This is a genomic window from Microbacterium sp. 22242, assembly GCF_052045495.1.
In the GTDB taxonomy this organism is placed as follows: Bacteria; Actinomycetota; Actinomycetes; order Actinomycetales; family Microbacteriaceae; genus Microbacterium.
The window spans coordinates 20,968-45,215 of sequence record NZ_JBQEOZ010000006.1; the positions used below are offsets into that span (position 1 = coordinate 20,968).

Consider the following 24,248-nt stretch of genomic DNA (forward strand, 5'->3'; position numbering starts at 1 on the left):
TATCCTGGCCCGCATGGACGAGAACCCGGATCCGCACGTCGTCGCCGCCGGTCTGCTGCCGACCCCGTTCACGGCAGACGAGATCCGCGCTGCGCTGCGTGACGGGGCTTCGATCCGGCTCCGGACCGAAGCACCCGACGGCACGGTGACGGAGCGGATCAGCCGCTACTCCGCCGGGGACGACGAGGGCGTGCTGCAGGAGAACCATCCCGTGGGCGCCCCCGAAGCGGCGGTGGGCCAACGGGTCGCCTGGCGCGAGCTGCAGGCGCACGCCGCCTTCCCCATCGATCGCACCAGGGTGGGCGCCGAGACGATCGAGCATCCTCTCGGCCGGCTCGAGTGCCTGCGGTACGACGTGCACGACGACGACGGCGGCGCCGTGTTCTGGTTCGCACTCGCGCACCCCGGGATGCCCATCCGCTTCGAGACGACGGGCGCGGAGGGCACCACGCGCACGACCGTGCAGGAGATCGTGACGGGCTGAGCGCCCGACCCCCGGAGGGATCGCGCCGCCAGCCGTGACTTGTCGCTAGCGCGGACCCCGGCGGAACAGTCCAGCGAACAGCGTGTGCAGCAGCGGCAGCACCGAGACGCTCATCAGCACGACGCCGAGCACCGGGTTCACGGTGAGCAGCAGCACGCCGCCGATCAGCAGGGACCCGAACAGCAGCGCCGAGATGCCACGGCGGATCAGGCCGTCGATGCGGTCGAGGCGCCGTTCGACGCGCGAGGTGTCGAACGTGACGGATCCGTCGTCCACGCGCGTGATCAGGTCGTCGATCCGCTTCGGCAGCCGCCACAGCGTCGCCGCGTTGGACACCGCCTGCTGCGCGAACTCCTGCACGAGATTGCCGCTCTCGTCCGCCAGCAGCCTGGTGGCGTAGGGCTCGATCGACTCCCAGATGTTGAACTGCGGATCCAGCCCGCTGCACATGCCCGAGGTGAGCGAGACGGCCCGGATGAGCAGCAGCAGCCCCTCCGGCAGCTGCACCGGCAGCGAGCGCATCGTGTCGCCGAACTCGACGGCGAATCCCTGGAACTCCCGTGGATCCACATCGCGCAGCTCCGCGAAGCCCATGCCGCCGAAGCGGGCGAACAGGGCGGTGAGCGCCCGTTCCAGCTCGCGGTTCTCGGCGGACGGCATGAGCACGCCGATCTCCTGCGCGGCGGCGACCATGCCCTTCCCGTCGCGCGACGCGGCCGCGATGAACAGGGTCCGCAGCCCGCGCCGGATCCCGTCTGGCACCTCCGCCATCATCCCGAAGTCGATGAAGGTGAGCCGCCAGGCGGGATGGCCCGCGCCGATCGCCGCGGAGGCTCCGGTCGCTGGGCCCGCCGAAGCATCCGCCCGGACGCCGGTCGCCGTCCCCGGCCGAGCACCCGCCGCTGAGCCCGCCGAGGCGCCCGGCATCCCTGCCCCGCCCGCCACGTGCGGCGTGACGAAGATGTTCCCCGGGTGCGGATCCGCGTGCACGAACCCGTGCGTGAAAAGCTGGTCGAACATGACCTCGGCGAACACGCGGGCGACCTCGGCGGGGTCGATGCCGGCCGCGCGCAGAGTATCGGTGTCGTTGATCTTGATCGCGGTGACGTCGGAGAGGGTGAGCACGCGGCGAGTGGTGCGTTCCCAGGCCACGAGGGGCGCGTCGACCCGCGGGTCCCGGGCGAAGTTCTCGGCGAACCGCTCGGCCGCAGCGGCCTCGTGCAGGTAGTCGATCTCCTCGAGGCTGGTCTGCGCGAACTCCTCGACGAGCGCGGGCGCATCGACGCGCGCCGCGATGAACCTGATCCGCCGCAGCCAGCCCGCGACGCGGCGCAGTGCGGCGAGATCCGTCGCGACCACCTGGTCGATGCCGGGGCGCTGCACCTTCACCACGACCTCGGAGAATCCGGCGTCCGCGGCGTCCAGCTCCGACAGCCGCGCGCGATGCGCCTGACCGAGCGAGGCGGCCGCCAGCGGCACGTCCTCGAACGAGGCGAAGGCGCGCGCGAGGGGCACCCCCAGCTCGGCCTCGGCGAGCGCGCGGATCTCGGCGACGGGCACCGGCGGCACTTCGTCCTGCAGGCCCGCGAGCTCGGTGGTGATCTCGGGCGGCAGCACGTCCAGGCGCGACGACATGAACTGGCCGACCTTGATCATCAGCCCGCCGAGCTCGACCGCGAGCCTGTGGAAGCGCTGCGCGAGCACGCCCATCCGGCGCTCGCGGGAACGCTCCGCGACGCGCGCGAAGCCGATCCGCGGCAGCACGAGCTCGTACCACCACGTCTGCGCGAGCACACGCGCGGCGAATCCCAGGATCCGCCGATAGCGCGCACGCAACGGAGGACCGGCGTCGCCCGCCGTGCTCGGGCGAGACCTCGAGGTCGGAACCGGCGTCGATGCGGCCTGCGCCGACGCCGGAGGAGCTCCCGCTCCCTGGTCCTGACTCAGGAACCAGTCGCCTGCGCCCTGACCGTCCGCCATCAGTCGGCGAGGATCGCGTACAGGCGGCGACGGGCCTCGTCGAGCACGTCGATCGCCTGCTGCACCTGCTCCGGCGTGCCCGTGCGCGCAACCTGCGCCGCAGCACCCGCGAGGTCGACCCCCGCCTTGGGCAGTGCCCCGAACGACGCCGAGCCCGCGCGGGCGCCGGAACCCTCCCACGGCGGCGTGCCGGCCTCGTCGGCGACCGCGCGACCAGCCTCGGTGAGCGAGTAGGTCTTGCGGCCGCTCTGCTCGGCGGCCTCGAGGAGTCCTTCGTCCGCGAGCAGCTGCAGCGTCGGATACACGGATCCGGCGCTCGGCTTCCACGAGCCGCCGCTGCGCTCCTCGATCTCCTGGATGATCTGGTAGCCGTGCATGGGCTGCTCGGCGAGCAGCGCCAGCACGGCCGCCCGCACGTCGCCGCGCGCCATGCGCGGAGTCTGCGGACGCTGGTCGAAGGCGGAGCGCAGGTGCTCCATGGCCTCCCAGAGGCCCGCGGCAGGGTTCATCCCCGGGCGCCCGCCGCCGAAGCCGCGTCCGCCGCCCGGACCGAACCCCGGACCACCGAACCCGTGCGATGCGTAGGTGTTGTTCATGACGATCTCCTCGATTCCGCCCATCCCCGAGCGATAGTCAACGATATGTCGCTATGTATCGGAAGGGAAGAGCGGATCATCAGGCGAGCTTCTCGAAGACCATCGTCGCCTGGATCCGGTCGCCGCCGCCCGGATCCGCCTGCACCGCGCGAAGCCCATGACGAATGCACGATTCGGAACCGATGCCACGCCCGGACCGCGTCTCGCCACGCCCTACGGTGGAAGCATGACGATCACCGCCGCGGCAGACGGTTCCGCCCTGGGCAACCCCGGGCCCAACGGCTGGGCCTGGTACATCGACGACGAGAACTGGGCCGCCGGCGGCTCCCCGCACGGCACCAACAACCAGGGCGAGCTGCAGGCCGTGCTCGAGTTGCTGCGCGCGACGGCCGGAATCGCTGACGAGACCCTCGTGATCGAGTGCGACAGCCGCTATGTGATCGATTCCGTGACCAAGTGGATGCCCGGCTGGAAGCGCAAGGGCTGGCGCAAGTCCGACGGCGGGCCGGTGCTCAACCGCGACCTGCTCGAAGGGATCGATGAGGCGCTGCGCGGACGCGACGTGTCCTTCACCTGGGTCCGCGGCCACGCCGGCCACGCGCTGAACGAGGCGGCCGACCTGCGCGCCAACGCGGCCGCGACCGCGTATCAGAAGCGACGCGAACCCGATCGGGGGCCGGGATTCACCGGCGGTCCCGTCGTGGTCTCGCCGTCGGCGGCCGCGCCAGAGCCGGCCGCCGCACCGCTGCGTGACGCCGTCGCCACAGGCGCGCTGCGACCGTCGTCGGTGGCTACCTCGCTCGGCGCGTCCGCGCCCGCACCCGCCGGACCCGCCGCGGTTCCGACGCTGTGGGTCGAGGCCTCCGACCTGCTCGACGGTCTGGAAACCCCCGCCGCCGCGACGCCGATCGATCTGCGTCTCTCGCTCAGCGCCGAGGAGCACGCGCGCCTGCGCGACCGCGCCGACGCGCAGGGAGTGAGCCTGGAGGAAGCGCTGCGCCGCCTCATCTGAATGCTGCGGGTGCGACACTGGCGGCATGTGGATCGGATGGATCGAGTTCGACATCCTGCTCGGCGACGTGCACTCCCTGAAGGAGAAGCGCAGCGTGATCCGGCCGCTGATCGCCGAGCTCAGCCGGCGCACCGAGGCCGCGGTTGCCGAGGTCGGCGCGCAGGACCTGCACCGTCGGGCGGTCCTCGGCGTCAGCGTCGTCGCCGCGTACGCCTCGCACGTGCGCGACGTGCTGGATCAGGCAGACCGGCTGCTGGCCGAACAGCATCCGGAGATCACCGTGCTCTCCGCGCGGCAGGGTCTGCACAGCAGCGAGGACTGAGCTCCGGCCTGTCGAAGGAGCCAGGCCCAAGACCGAATTTCCGGTCCTGACCCTGCAGAGGCCGGATCCGCGGCTCGCCGTCTCCGGGCGGCCCGCCGCGGGCGCGGATCCTGCTCCCCTCATCGCTCCGCGAGCAACTCCCGCAACCTCGCGGCCTCCTCCGTCGCCATCGAATACGCGTGCTCGGGCGCCGGATAGACGTGGGCCCGCACCTCGTCGGCATACGCCGTGACGCCGTCGATCGCGGCGGTGCGCAGATCCGCGTAGCGCTTGACGAACTTCGCGGCCGGGCCCGCGTAGATCCCGAGCAGGTCGTGGAACACGAGCACCTGTCCGTCGGCGCCGGATCCCGCCCCGATCCCGATCACGGGGATGTCGAGCAGGGGCATGAGCGCGTCGGTGACCTCGCGGGGCACCGCCTCGACGACGATGAGCGCGCAGCCTGCGTCCTGCAGAGCGAGGGCGCTGTCGATCACCGCGAGCGCAGCCTCGGCGGTGCGGCCCTGCGCGCGGTAGCCGCCGAGTGAGGTCGCGGTCTGGGGCGTGAGGCCGACATGTCCGACGACCGGGATCCCGGCCTCCACCAGCGCCCGGGCGCGCTGCACCGAGGTGCCGCCGCGCTCGATCTTGACCAGGTCGCAACCCGTCTCTTTGACGAAGCGCTGCGCCGTCGCGACGGCCTGCGCATCCGAGGCCTCATACGATCCGAACGGCAGATCCGCCACCAGCAGCGGCTTTGTGAGCCCGCGCCGCACCGCTTTCGTGAGCATGATCATCTCGTCGACCGACACCGGCACCGTGCTGTCGTAGCCGAGCACGGTCATCGCGGCGGAGTCGCCCACGAGCACCAGGTCCACGCCGGCCGCCTCGACGATCTGCGCGCCCGGGTGGTCGTACGCGGTGACCATGACGATCGGCTCGCCCGCGGCCTTCTTCGCGGCGAGGTCGCCCAGGGTGAGCCGCCGGGTGGGCGCGGCGTGCGCGCTCATACGAGGGCCTCCGTCCCGGTCACCGAGCCCGCCCAACCGCCCGATACGAGGGCCTCCCCGCCGGTCGCCGAGCCCGTCGAAGCGTCCGGCATCACGGCCTCCCCGCCGGTCGCCGAGCCCGTCGAAGCGCCCGGCATCAGCGCCTCCGTCAATAGCGTGTCGACGGCGTCGTCGACCTGGATGATCCCGTTCGAGCGGTCGACGTGCACCACCGTGGGCGCGTAGCCGGCGAGGTCCTCGGGCGAGTAGTCGGCGTAGGAGATGACGATCACCGTGTCGCCCGTGTGCACGAGACGGGCGGCGGCGCCGTTGACCTGGATGACGCCGGATCCGCGCTCTCCGGCGATCGTGTAGGTCTCGAATCGGGATCCGTTGTCGACATCGACGACGTGCACCTGCTCGTGCGGCAAGATGTCGGCGGCCTCGAGCAGGTCGGGATCGATCGTGATGGACCCGACGTAGTGCAGATCGGATCCGGTGATCGTGGCGCGATGGATCTTCGACTTCAGCATGGTGCGTCGCATCAGGCGCTCGCTCTCAGGAGGTGGTTGTCGATCAGGCGGGCGGCGCCGACGCGCGCGGCCACCGCGAACAGGGCTTCGCCGTCGAGGCGGGTGACCGGTTGCAGGGTCTCGGCGTCGCGGAGCTCGAGGTATTCAGGGGTGATGCCGGCGCCGGCGAGGACGGCATGAGCGGCACCGGCGATCGCTTCTGCGTCGCGCTCCCCCGCCTCGGCCAGCGCCTGCGCGGCGTCAAGCGCCCGGTTCAGCGCCGTGGCCTGCTCCCGGGCGGCCGGGTCGAGGTAGACGTTGCGCGAGCTCATCGCGAGCCCGTCGGCCTCGCGCACGATCGGGCACGCCTCGATCCGCACGTCGAGGTTCAGGTCGCGCACGAGCCGGCGGACCACGAGCACCTGCTGCGCATCCTTCTGCCCGAAGTACGCGACGTCGGGGCTGACGATGCCGAACAGCTTGGCGACGACAGTGGCGACGCCGTCGAAGTGGTGCGCGCCGCGACTCGCGCCGTCGAGGACGTCGGTGATCCCGGCGATGTGGATCGTGGTCGCGAAGCCGTCGGGGTAGATCTCGGCGGGCTCCGGGGCGAACAGGATGTCGGCGCCGCTCTGCTCGGCAAGCCCTGCGTCGCGCGCCTCGTCGCGGGGGTAGCGGCTGAGGTCCTCGTTCGCGCCGAACTGCGTGGGGTTGACGAACAGCGAGACGACGACGAGGTCGTTGTCCCTCCTGGCCGCCCTCATCAGGGACAGGTGGCCCTCGTGAAAGGCGCCCATGGTCGGGACGAGACCGACAGTCTTGTCTTGGCGCTTGGCCTCACGGACGGCCGCGCGGACCTCGGCGATGGTCCGGATGATCCTCATGCGCGGGTCCTCCCGGTCGGCCGGTCCTCGTCCGCCTCATCCGGGGTCGTTGAGCGCACTTCCTCGCGCTCCCCGGTTCCTGAGCGAGCGAAGCGAGACGAAACCCGGTCACCGGCAGACTCGGCGAGCGCCCGGGTCTGCGCAGTCAGCGCGTCGACGAACCCCAGGAGCTCCGAGGCGCCGTCCTCGATCGCACGCCTCTGCCTCGCGACAGTCTCCTCGTCGCCGCGTGCGATCGGTCCGGTGAGAGCTCGAGCCGCGCCGACCGCGACCCAGTTCTCGACCGTCTGCCGCACGAGCGGGGCAAGGACCGCGCGGGCCTCGTCGGATCCGATCCCCGCAGACACCGCGACCTGTTCGCCTGCGTCGAGCACCGTGAGCAGCAGGTTCGACACGATCGACGCGGAGGCGTGATAGCCCGCACGGTGGGCGTCATCGACCCGGAACGGCTGCGCACCCAGGGCCCGCGCGATGCTCTCCGCAGTCGCGAGCGCCTCCTGTGTGCGTCCATCGATCGCGGCGCCGATGCCGTGGAAGACGTCAGGCATCTCGGATCCGGTGAAGGTCTGCAGCGGATGCATGCTGAAGTCGACGTCGTCGAGGCCGGTGGCGCCGGAGACGTGGCCCACGAGTCGTGCGCGCGGGCGTGCTGCTGCCGCCACGTCGTGGACCGCAGCGTCCGGCACGCACAGGAGGGCGACGTCGACCTCCGGAATCGCGGCGTCGCGACGGAGCGGTCCGCGCACATCGAATCCGGCCTCGGCGAGCCCACGCGCGAGCACCGTTCCGAGCCGTCCGGCACCAATGACAGCGACGGCGCGCCCGGACGCGGGAGCGGCATCGAAGGAGGTGGAAGTCATAGTTGGACCCCGGTCGGGATCGACGGCCGGGACGGGTCGAGTATCCGCCTGGGACGGGATCCTGGCCAAATCAGAGATCATTTCAACAAGCTTAGATAGACCTGAGATACATTTTCTGTCCCCTATATGGTTATCATTATTGCTATATTGCTCCCGCATCAAGCACGTGGGGCGAGGCGAGGTTCGTTCCGCACAATTCACGTTCGTGACGACTTCTCTGTCCGTTCCGTTCGTGACGCGTCGGGCAATCCCACGCCTCGCCCACGACGAACGCATGGGACTCAACCACTACCAGATCGAATAACGCGCATGCATACTGTAAGCATGCCGAACGTGCTGATCCGCGACCTCGATCCGGCAGTGCACTCCGTGCTGTCGGCACGGGCCGAAGCGCGTGGACAGTCCCTGCAGCAGTATCTGACCGGGGAGCTCACCCAACTCGCGGCACGGCCGACGTTGAGCGAGATGCTCGCAGAGCTGGAGCAGCGACCGGCTCAACATATCCCCCGCGAGGCGATCCTGAAGGCGATTCGAGACGGCCGGCGCGGCCGATGATCGTCGTCGACGCCTCGGTCGTCGTCGAGCTGATCGGTGAGCACGGCTCCGCACCCCGACTGCATGATCGCGTCATGGGCGAGACACTCCTCGCCCCCGACTTTCTGCCCGTTGAAGTGGCTTCTGCTTTGCGTGGATTGAACGTCGGCGGGCACCTCAACGATGCCGCTCTTGGCATCGCCATCGATGATCTGCTCCGCCTCCCCATCGACTTGCACCCATCGCTGCCGCTGGTTCCCCGGTTACTCGCCCTCCGGCACAACTTCTCCGCCTATGACGCGAGCTACGTCGCGCTCGCCGAGGCGTTCCGCTGTCCCCTGCTGACTCTCGACCGGCGGCTGGCTGAGGAAGCAGCCTCACATTGCGATGTCGACCTCCCTCCCGCGTGAACGCGACGACTGCATTCGCCTGAACAGCCGACGGAGCGCGGCGCGGATGCGGCTCCCCCACTCCGCAATAGCCGCCACGATAGCTGGATCGATATGGTGGGGCGCCTGGCAGTCCGACGGGTTCGACGGCCTACTGCTCAGGAAAGCAATGGTCGTCGTCAGGGAACACCCTGATGCTCACACCGGGCCACCTCTCGAGACCTTTCCGCCAGCCCGCCAGATCCTCGGCCCCTGTGACCTGGTAGTCGCGGCCGCCCTGCAGCACGAGGATCGGTACGCCCAGCGCCGGGGCCGTGGCGACCTGGTCAAACGCGCGCAGGTCGAGCCAGTACGAGCCAGGCCACCCGAACAGCAGGTCGGCACGGGCGCCTCAGGGGCCAAGTGTCGGATCCTCGCTCCGCGCAATCACGTCGGCCACGCCGTCGACCGCGCCTGAGCCACCGGCTGCTGGCTCGACGCCGGCAACGTAAGCAGCGATGCGTGCCGCCGCGCGCGGCAGCGGAACGGTGTCGGCGGATAGCATCACGACCCCCGCGATCGATGAATCCGCCCCGGCCACTCGCAAGGTGGTCTTTCCGCCGCCGCTGACCCGGCCACGAAGACGCGGGCGGCGTCTTCAAATCCAGCCGCAAGAGGAGAGCGCATCGCCGAGGAGCCAACCGGACGCACCACGTCGGCTCGCGTGGCGGCGAACGGTATCGTGGCATGCTGGCGGCATGATCCCGCGCTACGCCATTGACGTCGACTCGAGACTCCCCGTCGAGGCCAGTTATTGGATGCCGAACATGACGGAACTCGAGGAAGAGGACCAACTCGGCGATTTCCATGATGTCTGGCTGATCAAGACAGACGTCAGTGAAGCTGCAGCAGTAATCGAGGCTGAGTCCGAAGCCATTCAATGGCTTGATGCCAAGGCGGAGAATCCCCTGGAGTTCGACGAGTGGGCAGATCAGATCGAATACGAGCAACCCGATGTCCCAAGCGACGAAGCCCCAGATTTCTTCTCTTCGCCGCAAGCGTGGCACGGGGTCGAGGGGCTTGAGCTGGGTGTAGCCGGTATTTCCTATGCGTTGAACAGCATCGGTGCCATCACCGCCGCAAGCTGCCGATCCCATGCGGCCTCACACCGCAAGTGGTCCGAGTATCCTGTTGTACTCTTCGCGATCGGTGCCGGACGTGCAAGGCTCTTGCGGCCATTGGCGGAGCGCACACAATGCGGGTTCGAGATCAGCGCCGACAGGCCTCAATTCCTCGTCCTCTACGCTGCCTCGGTCACCGAGCTAATGTCTCTTGCTCGGCAGATCATAGATAATGCAGCGGCCTTCGCGCCCCTACCTCCCCACAGCATCTGAGTGGTGGGAGTGACAGGATGACGGAGCTAAAGCTCACGTTCGACCCGATGACCATCGAACATCTTGGATTCAAGATGTACTCTCATCTGCCGAATGCCGTCGCCGAGTTGATCGCAAACTCGTACGACGCAGATGCCACGCACGTCAACGTGATCATCGCCGACGACGGCCGCTCAATCTCCGTCAATGATGATGGCCACGGAATGTCAATCGAAGAGATTCAGAACAACTACCTTCGTATCGGCCGGAACAGACGCTCCTCTGGCTCGGGGGACGTTTCCGAGTCGGGACGTCGCAAGGTAGCTGGCAGGAAGGGCTTGGGCAAGCTTTCGGTGTTCGGAATTGGTAACACTATCGTCGTCGAATCGAAACGAGAAGGGTCGACGCAATCGAGTAGAGTCACCATGGTATGGGAAGACATCAAGGATGCTGCAGACGCAGAGTATCGCCCACGCGTCGAGATGATCGACACATCGGGCGCGTCGCACTACACCAGCATCCACGTTTCTGACCTCAGCAGGAAAAGCGAGATCAGGCCACAGCTTCTTGCCGAGCAGTTGTCTCGCCTATTCAACTACGCCGACGACGACTTCATCCTGGATGTGCGTCGCGGAAACGATCGCATCACGGTCGATCGCCGTCTTCGCTACTCATCATTCGACAACGACGCTACTTGGAGTGTCCCCGCAGATTTCTCCAGGTCGGGCGACAGTTCGCCGCGGTCCACTGTCACGGGCGAAATCTTCGCTTCCAAGCGTCCGCTTCCGCCGCAACTCCGCGGTATCACGTTGTACGTCAGAGGACGGATGGCGAACGAGCCGGAGTTCTTCGGCGTTCCCGATTCATCGCAAGCGTATGCATACTTGACCGGCTACCTTGATGCAAATGATCTGGACACTGACGCCGATGTCATCTCGACCGATCGGCGATCAGTCAGCTGGGAGTCGGACGGCACCGCAGAACTTCAAACCTACTTCTCAGCAATCGTCCGGGAGGCTGCGCAGAAGCATCGTTCTCTTCGCGCCGTTCAGAACAAGAAAAAGATGCAGATCGACGCCGGCGTTGACGTGGATGCCTGGACAGCTTCGATCCGAGGGAAGGAGGCCGCAGCGGTCAAGCGCGTCCTCGAGACATTGACATCACCCAACAATGAGATCGAGGACGAAGACCGCAAAGATATCGTCGACAGCCTACGAGAGATCGCCCCTGACTACGCCGATCTGCACTGGCGCGCGTTGCACACATCAGTTCAAGAGGCCGCCGAGCTGGAGTACAAGTCGGGGAACTACCACCATGCAGTCGTGGAAGCAATCAAGCGCTATGTGAGAGATGTCCGCACGGCCGCCGGAGCTTCCGCCGACATGGACGAGCTCGCGGTGCTTCAAAGTTCGTTCTCAACAAAAGGTAGCGATGCCCCCCTGGTCGATGTAGTCGCCGACTTTTCGGCCTCGGGCCTTTCCCCACGCACGAAAAAGTCCATACGAGACGCACAAAAGGCCCTATCAGAGGCCGCGTGGAACGGTTTCCGAAACCCGATTCAACACGAGGAGATCCGCGCGCTATTGCAGAGTGGCGTCTTCACATACCAGGACTGCCTGGACGCCCTGAGCCTAATATCGCACCTACGACGCCGATTGGGTGCCATCGAGGTACCCGGGCCCATTGACTGACCCCGTTGATCCCTGGAGGGCCCTAATGCGAACCAAACAAGTTCTTTCGGCTACTTCAACATTCGGCTATGCCCCAGCGTCCTGACCCAACGCCCGGCAGGCACTGCGCCACTGCCTGAGTCAAAAGCGCTCGAGCAGCTTGCGCGCGATTGCTTCACCGAGCGGGATCGGCACGGCGTTACCGATTTGCTTGGCGATCGCGGTCTTCGAACCCACGAACTTGTGCTCCGGCGGGAACCCTTGAAGCACGGCAGCTTCGAGATGGGTAATGGCGCGATTCGCCTTCGGATGCAGGTAGCGCCCTTTCTCAGGCTTGAAGAACTCGGTTCGGATGGTCACGGCAGGCTTATTCCAGTGCAGGCGGCCCATGACATCGGCGGATCCCGTCTTATGGTCCACCCAGCATCTCGGCAGGAGCTCGGGCTTCCTCTCCGCGATGTCGAACCGGTTGCCCCCCTTCCTGATCACTTCGAATCGATCCAATGAAAGCTGCGTGTAGCGTCGGGTCAGATGCAGTTCATCTCGAGTGAACGGACCGGCCATTGGCCGCCCGTCCACGACGATCGAACGACCGTCCGGGAAATCGATCCCGTCTGTCTCCTCGACGATCCCTGCTTCCTCGAACGCCTGTTTCACAGTCCGGTGAGCACCTGCGTGTGTCGGCTCCGGCCACCCCGGGAAGGGCAACGTGCGCCGGTGCCCGATGATCACGGTCCGTTTGCGCGCCTGAGGCGCACCATAGTCAGCCGCGTTCAAGACCCGATGCTCGAACGTGTAGTGCTGCAGTCGACCTCCGGGCTCGGTCTCTGCTTCGAAGAGACGGTACTGCGGTGATTTTGCGAAGGCAGCCACATTCTCCACGACGAAGTACTTCGGCTTTGCGCGCACGATCGTCTCCATGTACTCGCGCCAAAGGGAGTTCCGCTCATCCTCCTCGTCCTGCTTTCCCAGCGTGGAGAAGCCTTGACACGGCGGGCCACCCACGATCAGATCCGCCCCTGGGACTTTCTCGGTCTCCAGCCACTCTTGAATACTGCCCGCGAAAACGATGCCCTCGCCGAAGGTGGCTTCATACGACGCAGCAGCCGCAGTGTCCCACTCGACCGCGCGCACAGTCTCATACCTGTCGGATGCCGCACGAAACCCCGCTGTGAATCCACCTGCCCCAGCGAAGAGGTCAATCACGAGGATCTTCGCCGACTCGGCTCCGTCGTCTGAGACCACCGCAACAGGCGCGTCGAACTGGCGAACTCTACTCTCCACTCCATACAAAATAGGCCCCGCCCTCCGCGTGTTGCATCCGGCACGCCGGCGCGAGCATCAAAGCGTTCCGATCGAAGCGCGAACGGCCGGCAGCACCCCGGCCAGGAGCCCGGTGACCTCGCTCCCACCGAGTACAAGTTGACGATCAAGCATCCGATTGCCCGTCTCACAGGAAGTCTCGCTGACGAGGGCGCAGCCGTGACAAGCCGAGAGATTCAACCGGAATGACCCTTGCCGATCGCTCTCGATACACACCGGGTCATTCGAACAAACGTCGGCATCGTCCAGCGCGGCGATAAGCAGGGGGATCAACAAATCCGGGGCGCCGAGACGAACAAGGCCGCCCAGAGTACCCTGCGCGTCGCCCGCTGCGGTGTAGATGAGAATGCCTGCCGTGTTGTCAGGGCGTTCAGTGCTTGCGTAAACCCTTTCTTGCAGGGACGCCGACGAGTAGCCACTGGCGAATGCGAGGCGCCGTATCAGCAGATGAGCGATCGTGTGCAGTGCTATGAAACGAGGTTCTGGGATGTCGAAACGCGAACGAGCCCACTCCAGCTGATCACGACGGTCCATGAGGATGTGCGCACGGGCCTGCACGTCCGGAAGGGACTCCCATGCCTGAAGTGCCTCCTCATTGAACTGCAGGAAGATGCCCTCGCCGAACAGCTCCAGCGATGGATAGACCGGACGCTGTTTCGGATCCTGACCCAGGTCGGCGCTGATGAATGATGAGCTCAGGCTGTGCCTGCGGAAGCCTTTGAGAGCGCGCACCTCACGGACGCGGTGCACCTGTCCGATCCCTGCGATCACGCCGCGAACTTCGGGCGGATCGGAAGTGATTAACGCGTCGGACCAACCATCGACGACGAAGTCGCTGACTTCCCGATCTTTGCCGGCGACGATCTTCTTCACGAACGCAGCCCACTCGCCGTCCTTGAGCACATGCATCCCAGCGTCAGCCGTGTGCTCTTCTCCCCCGGCGACGGACAGGACCATTTCCGCGCCGACGCCGACCTCCTCCGCGATCCAACCGGCGATCATCTCCGACTTCGGCCCACCGTTGTCATCGACCAGTCGCTGGAAATAGTCGTGAGCCCGGATCTTTGCGCTCAGAGCTTCCGACCGCGTCTTTTCCTCAGGGATGTCGAGCGCAGACACGCGGTCGGCGATGTAGTTGCCGGTCGCTCCACGCTGGACCGCGACGAGGTCCGCATCGCACGGCTGAGACACCGAGTCCTCTGGTTCCCAGGGTTGGCGGCCTTCACATCGGATGCCGTCTCGATGCTGCGCGCCGTCGACCACGAGATCGGACAGAGGGCGCGAACGCTTGCATCCACCACAAACGACTCGAAGCGAGGTGAGGCCTTCGCCGCTCGTGTTCGAACGCACGAAGCGAAGCTCCTTATACGCGCGACAGACACGAACCTCCTCGGTTACCCCCTTGTCGTGTCCGCGGTGCGCCCACATGAACCAGGGCACATCCTGCACGTGGCTGCCCGTCCGGCAGACTGCGACGTATCGCATCGGAACGAGTACCCCGCCGCAGTCGCACCGGTTGCGGAAGCGCCCCTTGTCGATCGTCGTCAGCTTGGAGAGCTTGAGGCATCGCTCACAAAAACGCCATGCCGGAAACCGCCAATAGGGCAGGCTGGCAGTCTGTTGCCCGGCTCTCCCGGCATGTGACGGGGCCTGGCGGAGCACCGGACGCGGGCGCCCGAGCTGCACAAGTTGGTCGACCAGTCGATCGCAGTGGATTTCCGGCGCAATCTTCCGGTCCCACCACGAGGTGTCGGGAGCTATAAGCGACTCCCCCCGGATATCGACGATCGCACCGACCCCGAACGGAGAAACCGTCTCCGACAGGCGGAGATCATGACGGATCTTCTGCACGCCGCACCTCCCGCTCGGGTTCCTGCACTTCGACCGCGACGTTCGGCTCAACGGAGCGCATCGAATCGCCAACCAGCCATTCATTGCCCATCTGCCCAAAGCGCTTCAGCAGCGCCCGGTCTCCCGCCTCGCGGTGCTCGTATCGGAGCCGTTCGCCAGCGTCGCGGGCCTCGCGCGCCTTCCGATCCCACTCCCGCAGAAGCTGCCAGACTTGGTCACCGACTGCGTTCTTCTCGTCTTCCTCAGACTCTCCGACCAGATCGAGGAAGCGGTTGATCAGCGACTCCACCGTGGCTCGGAGGCGATCCTCGGAGAGATCGAACGCGCCTGCGTCGCCGTCCCCAGCAAGCACCGGTACCGCATGCCGAAACAACGCGATCAGCGCGCCAGCCAGCGAGCGATCTCGGGAGGACAGGGACCACGGAGTGACGCTCGTCGGCTCGACGCTCCGATACAGCGCGTCGTGGTATCCGCGGAAGGTTTCGAAATGCGATCGGTCGCGTGCACGGTTCGACCGGAATAGGGTCATCACAATGCCGTTCACCGACCCGCGACCAACTCGGCTCGTGGCTTGGATGTACTCCGCCGTCGTCTTCGGCTGTCCGACCATCAGCATCAGGGCAAGGCGCTGAACATCGATTCCGACTGACAGCATATTCGACGACAACACCGCGTCAACCGCGTCGTCGGAGTCGTCCGCGCTGATTCGGAGCTGTCGCAGGTCCTTCGGCAGTTCTTCCGGCCCGCGACGACTCGTCAGCTCGAGCACCCGGTCCGCGCGTACTGTCCTCAACCCGAGCCCGAGCCGGTCTGCCCGAGTTCCAAGACGCCCGTTGATGTCGTCGAGGAGCAGGGCCCCCGTGCGTCCCAGCTCCCGAAGGGAATTGTGGTACATCACGAAGGTCCAGTAAGGGTCGATGTGGTCACCGATACGGTCGGTGCCGATCAGGACGCCTGGCAGCTCGAGCAGCGGCGAGGCCGCGGCAACGAGAGCGGTGGCCTGCGACACGCTCTGCGGCATCATCCCCACATACAGTCGGCCCTCGCCGTTGGCTACCGGGCTGGCAAAGAATGTGGTGTCGTCGTCGATCCCGGTGGGCGGATAAAGTGCCACCTTCCGACCGTACAGACCCTTCACCTGTGCGCCGGACGCGCGGATCGTCGCGGTCGAGGCGACGATCTTCGGCGTGGAGTCGGCGCTGTTCAGCAGCAGTTGGATCATAGCGTCGAAGACCGCGACGGTTGTGCCGAGCGGACCGGACAGGAGATGCAGCTCGTCCTGGATGATGAGCGACGGCTTCCGATAGGGAGTGTCGATGCCCAGTAGCCGCCCGGCGGAATCCTTGAATTGGAGGCGAGCGAATTTGTCGACCGTAGCCAGCAGAAAGGTCGGCGGCTCTTCGTAGAGCAGCTCGTCGACTACGTTCATCGGGAGATCGCGTTGCGAGAACTCGCAGTCCGGGTCCACGCATCGGAAGGCCACGTCATTGCCAGCTGGACGTACCCCGTACAGTCGGCGCGTGTCGTCCTTCTTGAGGGGGACGAGCTCAGTCAGGCACCAAGGACACTCCGTGATCTGGAACTCATTCGCATCCTGCGGATGTTGAGCCTTGTAGAGCCGGTCAAGAGCGTACTTCGCGTCGGCGCGTGTGCCCGGCGTCGCTTCATTCCCCACCCAGAGACCGATCGAGAATCGTGCCATCCCTCTCACCCTCTGGTCCGTCGCGCGGAGCAACTCCATCGCACAGATCAGGGACGCGGCACGCTGGAACTGCTGCGAGGTGAGCAGGCGCAGGGTGTAGCGCGTGATCACCGCTGTCCCGCCACCGATCGGGCCATGTTCGAGCCGGCGGAGGAAGATCACAACGGCGGCGAGAGCCAGATACGCCTCGGTCTTGCCGCCTCCAGTCGGGAACCAGATCAGATCTACCAGTGGCCGATCAGGGTGGGTGTCGTCGACGGTCGATGCGAGCGACACTAGGAGGAATCCGAGCTGGAACGGACGCCACGCGGGCACCGGGTCCTTCTCGCCGCGACCGAGCGCGGCCTGGCGCATCTGGAGGCGCATCGCCGACATTGCGAGTGCGAACGCCGATCGGAGCGCAGCCGACTTCGGGTCCGCGAGCAGGTCGATGCCCTGCCGCATCCGAGCCGCCGTGATCCCCGCGCGATCGGCGATGGACTCGGCGTCCGCACCGAGATCTGAAGCCTGCGCATGCTGATCAGCGACCCACTCGGAGAAAGACTCGACGAAAGATCCCAGCGCTTCCAGCACCGGTGCCGGTTCAGAGTCGATTGTCGCGAGGAGCGCGAGATCGAGCGCGGGTCGAGCGCGGCCGTCGAGCTGGTCCCCGCCGGTCTGCGCGAGCGCAGGTACAACGAAGTGCGGCACCGGGTTGAGTCTGACCCGGACGCAGTTTCCCGCCTCATCGGTCTCCCAGTCTGCGGCCATACCGTGGCCGACCGCGAACACCTTGCGACTCCGGTACCTCAAGCGCAGTTCGGCGGCCTCCGGGTCGACGTCGATCGTACGGGACACGTCATACTCGAGAATACTGGCGTCGTCAGCCGGTCGTGCCGATAGATCCACTTGAAACATCATGAGCGGAATATCGGTCCGGTCCTCGCCCGTCGTCCTCGTCCGAAGTCGAACATGAAGCGTGACGAGCCAGTTCGAGGGCCCGTATGGCCGCCAGCGGGAGCCGATCTCGAATGGAACGTCGCCGGCGTCCAACTGCCGCAGCTGAGCCGTTCCCCGGGCAAGCTCGATGTTCCGGAACTCATGGCCAGCGCGTTGCCATCGCTGTGGCCCGTCGTCCTCGATCAGCGCATATGTTCCGGCGGAGAAGTCGCAGATCACGGATTCGGAGTCGGTGACGAAGGAAATCGCGGCGGAGGACGGTCGCCAGTCCTCCGCGATCGGATTCGCATCGTCCTCTTCGACATCGCCTTCTTCGACGTCGGCCATGACGAGTTGCTGCGGGTCGTTCTCGCCCGCAGCAACACTGCCCTGCGCCGCGACCTCATCGTCGGCGGGGAAGAGCATTCCGACCGCGTATTGCAGCGAGGGGCGATTCTCGATGAGCACCTCATCTTCGCCCTGCTCGGGTCCGACGTAGGCCGCGCGCATATGCTCCAATGCGCGCGCTTGAGCCTGCGTAAGCGTCATACCGTCACTCCCGCCCTGCGCGCCAGCGCCTGCAGCCTTCTACGATCGGCGTCGGCGTAGACGACATGGAGCGTCACGCGAGCGCGCGTCACCGCGACGTACAGTGCCGCGAGTGCGGAATTCGAGTACTCCGTCGGAAGCTCGCAGACAATGACATGCTCCGCCTCGAGTCCCTTCGCGACCCTGGGACTGAGGACCCGGATTCCGTCGACGACTTCATCCAGCGACTCGGCCGCGGTTGCAGGAATAATCCATATGTCGGCCGCCTTGACGCCGTCCTTCTTGAACGACTTCGCGATTCGTATCGCCTGAGCCCGCGACTCCCCCTCGGGTATGGTCTCCCACTGGATGCGCTCGCCGTTCACAATCCCCGAGTCACCGACATCGGCGCCCAAGTACTCCTGGACCATGTGGACGATCGCCCGAGTGTTGCGGACGTTCTTGCTCAGGTCGTACTCGATGCCTTCGGTACGGACAATCTCGAAAACATCCTCATCGAAGCGGCCATCGACATGAGCCTGGTTGTTCTGGTCGAGGAACATCCTCCATCGCCCCGCCCCTCGGCCGCCTATGACGACCTGATCGAGCAAATCCATGGCATCGGGGGACATCAGATCCTGCGCCTCGTCTACGAGCAGTACGTCGAACTGCGAAGAAGGGTCGATCACATCGAACTCGCGCACCTCGACCGCTCGTCCGGTCAAGCGCGGTTCGAAGAACGTCCGAAGTCCGGGAGACCTGAACGTCACCAGGACGGATTTCCCCGCCTCCGCCTCCTGTTTCGCCGCCTCTGCGAGAACTACGGACTTCCCGGTGCCTGCGCCGCCGAACACGAGAATGCGCGGGTTCTTCGATAGACCAGCGAGAACTCTCGCCTGCTCTGCGGTAGCAGTGTTCTGCTCGTCGATCACGGCGCCTCGCTGTGCGTCGATGATGGGCAGCCTCGAGAACTCGCCGAACAGTCGCTCCCTGAGGTCATCGACACGAGCCATAGGCGCGCCTCTCGGAGCAATCCGCGCCGTACGGGCCACTGCGTCGAGCGCGGAGGTCAAGGCGTCGACGGTCATCGACTCCTTGGCCAGCCAGTGCGTGGCCTTCCAAGCGACGTCCGTCGGCGGACGTCCGATGTCCGGAGTAACGGCGATCGCCTCCGAGGGATACCAGCCGAGCCCGTCTTCCTTGAGGATTTCCCTCAGCGCAAACATCGCGTCTCGGGCCTGGTCGATGGGCGAGGACTTCAACTTGTGGTTGTCGCCGTGCCTGTCGATGGTGTACCACGCGCCATCGAACTTCTTCACGCCACCGCCCTTCACCTCGGCGATGACCGCGACGCCCTTCCAGAGGATGACGAAGTCGGCCTCTGCCATCTGCTTCCCAGGGGCGGTCCGCAGCTTGACCGAATGGAACGCGACCGCGTCCGCGCTCGGCACGGCGGAGAGGAGTCGCGCCAGCTTGCGTTCAGCGTCGCTCTGCGCGGTGCGTTCGACGTCCTGGAGGTCTGGGCTGAGGATCACGACTGCTGCTCCTGCCACAGCTCTTCGTACTCGCGGAATCCGAGGAGGTCGTTGATGTCCGTGCTGCCGAAGTTGTCCTCCATATCAACGATGAGACACTCGTCCTTCCCGCCGTTCCTCGGCCCGCGCAGACCGCGGCCAGCCATCTGGATGTAGGCGTTAGGGCTGAACGTGGGACGCGCAATGTAGAGCGCGGTGACGCCCGGCGCGTCGAATCCTTGTGTCAGTAGATCGCAGTTGGCGAGCACCTGGATCTCGCCGTCTTTGAAGCGCTTGATCACGTCGCGCCGTTCCTGCCGGCCGGTCTGACCGCTCACGGAGGCGGCCTCGAGTCCTCGATACCGGAGCGTTGCCGCAAGGACCTGCGCAGAAAGGACGTTCGGGGTGAACACAAGAACCGATCGCGCTCGCTCGGGTTCCAGAGTCATGATGCTGTCGACTAGGATTCCCATCCGCGCGTGATCTGCAGCTACTCGGTCGAGCACTTGACCGCTGACGCGGTTTGTCCGCTTCGCCTCGCGAGCCTCGTCGTCCGAAAGCCTGACGACTACGCCTGGAAGAACCGTGTGCTTCACGCGCGCTAGCATTCCGCGCGCTACAAGTTCCTGATACGGGTTCTGGTCCTCTCTGAACGCGCTGATCTTGGTTCTGCCGAACCTGGCTGCAAGTTGATCCGTCGCCTGCACAGATGTCCCTTTGAAGGGTGTGGCGGAGAGACCGATCAACGGCCGCTCGAATCTCCTTCCGTCGACTCCGAGCCACGAGAGAATTCGCGTGTATCGAGTAGATATACCAGCTACGTGGCCCTCATCGATGACGACAGCAGTCGGCCGACTGAGCCAGTCGTACTCCGGGCTGCTGAGTAGCACTTCGAGCTTCGCGTCGGTAGCGACAATGACGCCGTGGGCGGTGTCGGGTTGTTGGACATCGTTGCCCTCCCATAGCCGTCCGAGGGTCAAAGGCATGTCGACCTGCCGCTCCGTGCAGAGACCACGCCAAACCTCGCTGAAGGTCTGCACAGCCTGTTCGCAGAGTTCCTGGGACTGAGCGATCCAGAGGACCGGTCCCCTCAGTTCGCCGTCGATGAAGAGCTGAAGGAGAGTTTGCGTCGCGACACGTGTCTTGCCCGCGCCTGTCGGCAGCTCTACCATCGCTTTGGCGCGACGGTCTGTGTCGTCACCCTCGAGCAGCGTAGAGCGGAGCTGCGCGCTGATACGCGACTGATAGTCATGCAGCTCAGGCAGCACCGTTGCACCCGGTACGACGAACTCGGCGGCCTGGCGCTGCGCTCGCTGTCCGGCGAATTCCGACCCGAAACCCATCTTTCGCAGCCAGGTGATGGTCGCCGCGCCACCTGCCCACTGCGTCGGCACGTCGGGGAATCCCTCCCGTCGGAAGAGATCAGCCAGCTCCCGAATGGTGTCTTTTCCGTAGACGGACAGGCAGAGCTCCGCAGCCGACGTACTCTTGGAAACGAGGCCCTGCGCCTCCAACCCCTGCCAGAGCCCCTTGGGGAGCTTCTCCCGCAGATCGTCCGCACCGAAATAGACCTCGAGGCGATCTGCGTTCGTCGTTGCCGAAAGCGCCTCTTGCCGGATCAGCTCCAGGTGTTGAGCGAGGCCGACCTCGAGCACTCGCTCGAGGTCCGCTTTGTTGAGACCGAGGTCGAATGCTTCGCTGACGAGTCGCAACGACTCCCTCTCCGGGATACCGGTCGCTACGACGAAGTCCACGCCGTCTCGGTATGAGTCGAGCGACTGGGTTTCCACGCCCGCCTCGGTTGTGACCCATTTCGCGATGGACTCAGCGCGGGAGAACGTCGCGCTTCCCAGGTCTTCCTTGCTGGGCCACCCTCGGAGTCCGGTGAAGACGTCGAGCAGCCTCTCCGGGTCCTGCTGGCCATCGATTTGCACCGAAAAGGCGAACGAGTCCTCGAATCGCTTGCATCCGACTTCATCGACGAGCAGTTCGGCGTCCATGTCCGTTGCCCGCAGGTAGGGGCGTTGGTGCTGCGCCAGGTAATCGCGTTGCTCCTCGTCCACCGCGATGTACACGGTCCCCGTCGCACGTGATTCGATCACGCGTCCGACACGAGCAGGCACTCGCGGGGGACGCCCGTCAGGGTAAGCCAGAGGAGCGGCGTCGATGATGAAGCGCACAATCACCGAGTCCGTCAGCTGAGGCGGCAGCAGCTCGATCGCGAGCGCGTTCCGTAGGACTTCAGGCGGGATCGACGACACGTCTTGCGGCAGGTGCAGCGCGTCCACGATGCTGCGTGGTCCCTCGTAGAGCGGCAGCAGATCTCGGTACTCGACGAGCGACGGAGCGACGACGTGGGCGATCGGTCGGAACCCGCGGGATGTCTGAAGCAGTCCCGCTCGTTCGACCGCCCATCGAACCGGCGATTTCACGCGATATGAGACTCCGGTGGCGGTGTCCTCGCAGTCCCAGGGAGCGTCGCCGAACTCCAGTAGACCGCGCGTCCAGCTCTCGCGGATCTGGTCCGTTGCGTCTGAGGCCTGGAGGATCATCAGCACCGAGAATGGGCCGGCAGAACTGCCTTGGCTGGGGTAGAGCGATATCTGCTCGATCGGGCGTTCGCCGGGCGTGAGTTTGCTGTTCAGGTCCGCGATGATCCAATCCCGATACTCGTCAGCGGCTGCCTCATCCTCGAAGTCATAGTCGCGCCGCGGGGAGTTCACGACTCCGATTTCGTGGGCGAGCGCGGGAACGCACCTGTGCCGATCGAGGAGGACTCCTCCGTCGGCGCCGGGCAACTCACCGTCCAGATCGAGAACCTGCTGGGGCCAGTGCCAGCCTCCGTCCCGCGTCGGCACCAACACCTGCGCAGTTGGCGTTGCGCGAACAGCGCTCACAGCGTCGCGAGTGCTGACGCCGAGTGCGGCATCCCAGAACTTCGCCTGCTGCGCGGCACCGTGGTCGGTCGTCAGTTTCGCGATGCGGGCGTTGAGGATAGCGATGGGATCGAGATCGCGGAATCCGGCGGAGCGAAGGATTCGCTCCATGTCCGGATAGTCGAGGAACTCGGGAGCGACAAACACCGCACCCTCGATCTCCAGGTCATCGGCTTTCGAGAGGAAGACGAGCGACCTGTCTGCGAGCGCGCGCAGACCGTCGCTCGTGGGGATGACACGAGCCTTGTCCGCTTCCTCAGCCCCACGATTCGCCATGACTACCTTGACTGCGTTGGCCGCTGATTCGACGTCGTCTCCCGCGGCCCATTCGCGAAGCCAGGACTGGATGCCGCGCTTCGGTACGAGCTCGAGCGCACGCTTCATATCGCGGCTGTCCTCGTCGAAGCGGTCCGGGCTCACGCTCACCGCGAACAACTGGCGAAGTCGGGCGACCCGTTGGCTGGAGCTGTAGCAACGCCAGTGCGGCACATCATTCTTGGTGTTCGGTGACGCGATCCATGCTTCGTGGGCGATCTCGGGAATCTTCCATTCGCATGTCAGATCGAGGGGCCTGAGCTCCTCCGGACTTCGCAACACACCACTGCCGTCGGGTATCAGCGCCGCTGCGACGGCCAGCGGCGGAACGAGTGCGCACAGGACCTCGTCGCCGAAATAGATGGCTTCCCGACCTCGCGCCGGAAGGTAGTCGAGGTGGGCGGCGGGATCCTGTTCGCTGCTCATTCGTGGGAGCAGCTCGACGAACATGTCGGCAAGGGTCGCGAGAATCTCACGGTTGTACCCGTTTCGCAACAGCGTGGTGCGGTCGTCATTGACGCTCCACGGTGCATTGAAGAAGGCGGTGGCAGACGTACGGTCCTGCAGCGGGAAGTAGCTCCAGAACTGGCCTACCTGAGTGCCGGCATCCCCCGCCTCCGGATTGGCTCGGCGGGGTCTGACGGGCATCGCGATGCTGACCTTGATCTCGTTGCGGGAGACCGCTTCGCCGACCTCTCGTCGAGCGGCCGGGCTGGGCGCATGCATCCGCTCATTGATGAGCCATTCGTCACCCGTCGAGTCCGGGCGCTCGATCTTGAACCGGCCGTCTCCAAGGTTCTTCGACACGTGACTTGTCGCGAACCCTCGATCTCCGAGGACGGTGAGCCTGACCTCCCGTACTGCGCTGACGAACAGGAGGAACTCGGATGTGAAGGTCTCCATCTCTCGACGGATTCTCGCGGTATCGACCACACCCGGCAGACGGACTATGGTGGTCGCCCATTCAGCGAGGTTCTTTGCGATCGGATCCTCCTCGAAGAGCCGATCCGCGTCGAGCAGGGTGGCTGTGCGGAGTGCTGGGAGCCGCCGGTCGGCGGAACCGATCCCCTTGATCGCTGACTGTGCTTTGGCGGAGTTGAACTCGAACGACACAGAACGGCTCAGAACCTGCGGCGACTCGGTGACTGCCAGCACAGACTTGAATCCAAGTCCGAACCTACCGATCTCGTCTCCTCGCTTGCCGCTGAGATGGGCATGCGTGATCGCGACGAGGCCGTTCTTGGAGAACGGCCGGCCAGAGTTCGCGCAGTACAGAACGTTCGCAGCCGGGTCCAGCACGATCTCTACTCGCCCCAGGCCGCCCTCCATTGCGCTGCCGGCCATCGCGTCGGCGGCGTTCTGAACAAGCTCCAGAAGCGTACGGTTCGCATATCCGCCCGTGCGGATGGACTCCTCGTGATTCGCATGCTCGGTGATCAGTGTGGGCTTGGCGACGTACGCGGCGATCGCACTCTCGAACTGCGTATCGATCTCGCGCACCAGCGCCACATCAGGAGCCCAAGTCTCCGTCATATCCAACATTCCCCCTGCACCCAATCGCTCGCGTTCTCCCTCCGGAACCCAAAGTAGCGGCACCC

17 protein-coding genes and 1 pseudogene are annotated in these 24,248 nt (G+C 65.6%); 7 read left to right on the forward strand and 11 right to left on the reverse strand.

The genetic code is table 11. The features are described 5' to 3' along the window. The first annotated feature begins 13 nt into the window (after positions 1 to 13). Entirely contained in the window at positions 14 to 484 is a 471-nt protein-coding gene (locus tag ACTJJZ_RS08340; protein WP_440720717.1) for a hypothetical protein, read from the forward strand. A 45-nt stretch (positions 485 to 529) separates the two neighbouring features. On the opposite strand, the gene ACTJJZ_RS08345 is transcribed toward ACTJJZ_RS08340, so the two are convergent. Further along, a complete protein-coding gene (locus ACTJJZ_RS08345) occupies positions 530 to 2,320 on the reverse strand; it encodes an ABC1 kinase family protein (protein WP_440720915.1) in 1,791 nt (596 codons plus the stop codon). A gap of 143 nt (positions 2,321 to 2,463) precedes the next feature. Next, positions 2,464 to 3,060, reverse strand: coding sequence for a PadR family transcriptional regulator (locus ACTJJZ_RS08350; protein WP_440720718.1), 597 nt, complete (start codon positions 3,058 to 3,060; stop codon positions 2,464 to 2,466). A gap of 226 nt (positions 3,061 to 3,286) precedes the next feature. On the opposite strand from ACTJJZ_RS08350, the gene ACTJJZ_RS08355 reads away from it, so the two are divergent. Both ACTJJZ_RS08355 and ACTJJZ_RS08360 read left to right on the forward strand, forming a co-directional pair. After that, positions 3,287 to 4,072 carry a ribonuclease H family protein gene (locus ACTJJZ_RS08355; RefSeq protein WP_440720719.1) on the forward strand — a complete coding sequence of 262 codons (786 nt, stop codon included), beginning with the start codon at positions 3,287 to 3,289 and terminating at the stop codon, positions 4,070 to 4,072. Between the two features lie 25 nt (positions 4,073 to 4,097). Next, a complete protein-coding gene (locus ACTJJZ_RS08360; RefSeq protein ID WP_440720720.1) occupies positions 4,098 to 4,394 on the forward strand; it encodes a DUF503 domain-containing protein in 297 nt (98 codons plus the stop codon). Between the two features lie 119 nt (positions 4,395 to 4,513). On the opposite strand, the gene panB is transcribed toward ACTJJZ_RS08360, so the two are convergent. The 4 genes and pseudogenes from panB to ACTJJZ_RS08380 form a co-directional block, all read right to left on the reverse strand. After that, positions 4,514 to 5,383, reverse strand: coding sequence for a 3-methyl-2-oxobutanoate hydroxymethyltransferase (panB, locus tag ACTJJZ_RS08365; RefSeq protein WP_440720721.1), 870 nt, complete (start codon positions 5,381 to 5,383; stop codon positions 4,514 to 4,516). A gap of 173 nt (positions 5,384 to 5,556) precedes the next feature. After that, positions 5,557 to 5,907: pseudogene (gene panD / locus ACTJJZ_RS08370) on the reverse strand (aspartate 1-decarboxylase); the annotation flags it as partial. Beyond that, on the reverse strand, positions 5,907 to 6,758 hold the full coding sequence (gene panC / locus ACTJJZ_RS08375) for a pantoate--beta-alanine ligase (RefSeq protein WP_440720722.1): 852 nt from the start codon (positions 6,756 to 6,758) through the stop codon (positions 5,907 to 5,909). The pseudogene panD and the gene panC, both read right to left, overlap by 1 nt. After that, a complete protein-coding gene (locus ACTJJZ_RS08380) occupies positions 6,755 to 7,618 on the reverse strand; it encodes a DUF2520 domain-containing protein (RefSeq protein WP_440720723.1) in 864 nt (287 codons plus the stop codon). The genes panC and ACTJJZ_RS08380 overlap by 4 nt, the downstream gene beginning before the upstream one ends. Positions 7,619 to 7,942: 324 nt before the next feature. Between ACTJJZ_RS08380 and ACTJJZ_RS08385 the strand changes: the two genes are divergently transcribed. From ACTJJZ_RS08385 to ACTJJZ_RS08400, 4 genes are all read left to right on the forward strand, one after another. Beyond that, on the forward strand, positions 7,943 to 8,173 hold the full coding sequence (locus tag ACTJJZ_RS08385) for a FitA-like ribbon-helix-helix domain-containing protein (RefSeq protein ID WP_440720724.1): 231 nt from the start codon (positions 7,943 to 7,945) through the stop codon (positions 8,171 to 8,173). Next, a complete protein-coding gene (locus tag ACTJJZ_RS08390) occupies positions 8,170 to 8,562 on the forward strand; it encodes a type II toxin-antitoxin system VapC family toxin (protein ID WP_440720725.1) in 393 nt (130 codons plus the stop codon). Before ACTJJZ_RS08385 ends, ACTJJZ_RS08390 begins: the two co-directional genes overlap by 4 nt. 785 nt (positions 8,563 to 9,347) lie before the next feature. Beyond that, on the forward strand, positions 9,348 to 9,914 hold the full coding sequence (locus tag ACTJJZ_RS08395) for a hypothetical protein (RefSeq protein ID WP_440720726.1): 567 nt from the start codon (positions 9,348 to 9,350) through the stop codon (positions 9,912 to 9,914). A gap of 47 nt (positions 9,915 to 9,961) precedes the next feature. Further along, complete coding sequence (locus ACTJJZ_RS08400) at positions 9,962 to 11,584, forward strand: TIGR02391 family protein (RefSeq protein ID WP_440720727.1); 1,623 nt, start codon at positions 9,962 to 9,964, stop codon at positions 11,582 to 11,584. A gap of 120 nt (positions 11,585 to 11,704) precedes the next feature. On the opposite strand, the gene ACTJJZ_RS08405 is transcribed toward ACTJJZ_RS08400, so the two are convergent. From ACTJJZ_RS08405 to ACTJJZ_RS08425, 5 genes are all read right to left on the reverse strand, one after another. Next, entirely contained in the window at positions 11,705 to 12,808 is a 1,104-nt protein-coding gene (locus tag ACTJJZ_RS08405; RefSeq protein ID WP_440720728.1) for a DNA cytosine methyltransferase, read from the reverse strand. Positions 12,809 to 12,904: 96 nt separating this feature from the next. After that, entirely contained in the window at positions 12,905 to 14,737 is a 1,833-nt protein-coding gene (gene drmB / locus ACTJJZ_RS08410; protein ID WP_440720729.1) for a DrmB family protein, read from the reverse strand. Further along, positions 14,718 to 17,906: a helicase-related protein gene (locus ACTJJZ_RS08415; RefSeq protein WP_440720730.1), complete on the reverse strand. Its 3,189-nt coding sequence runs from the start codon at positions 17,904 to 17,906 to the stop codon at positions 14,718 to 14,720. The genes drmB and ACTJJZ_RS08415 overlap by 20 nt, the downstream gene beginning before the upstream one ends. Further along, entirely contained in the window at positions 17,903 to 19,420 is a 1,518-nt protein-coding gene (locus tag ACTJJZ_RS08420; protein WP_440720731.1) for an NERD domain-containing protein, read from the reverse strand. Before ACTJJZ_RS08420 ends, ACTJJZ_RS08415 begins: the two co-directional genes overlap by 4 nt. Continuing rightward, positions 19,417 to 24,183: a sacsin N-terminal ATP-binding-like domain-containing protein gene (locus ACTJJZ_RS08425; protein ID WP_440720732.1), complete on the reverse strand. Its 4,767-nt coding sequence runs from the start codon at positions 24,181 to 24,183 to the stop codon at positions 19,417 to 19,419. The genes ACTJJZ_RS08420 and ACTJJZ_RS08425 overlap by 4 nt, the downstream gene beginning before the upstream one ends. Between the last annotated feature and the right edge of the window lie 65 nt (positions 24,184 to 24,248).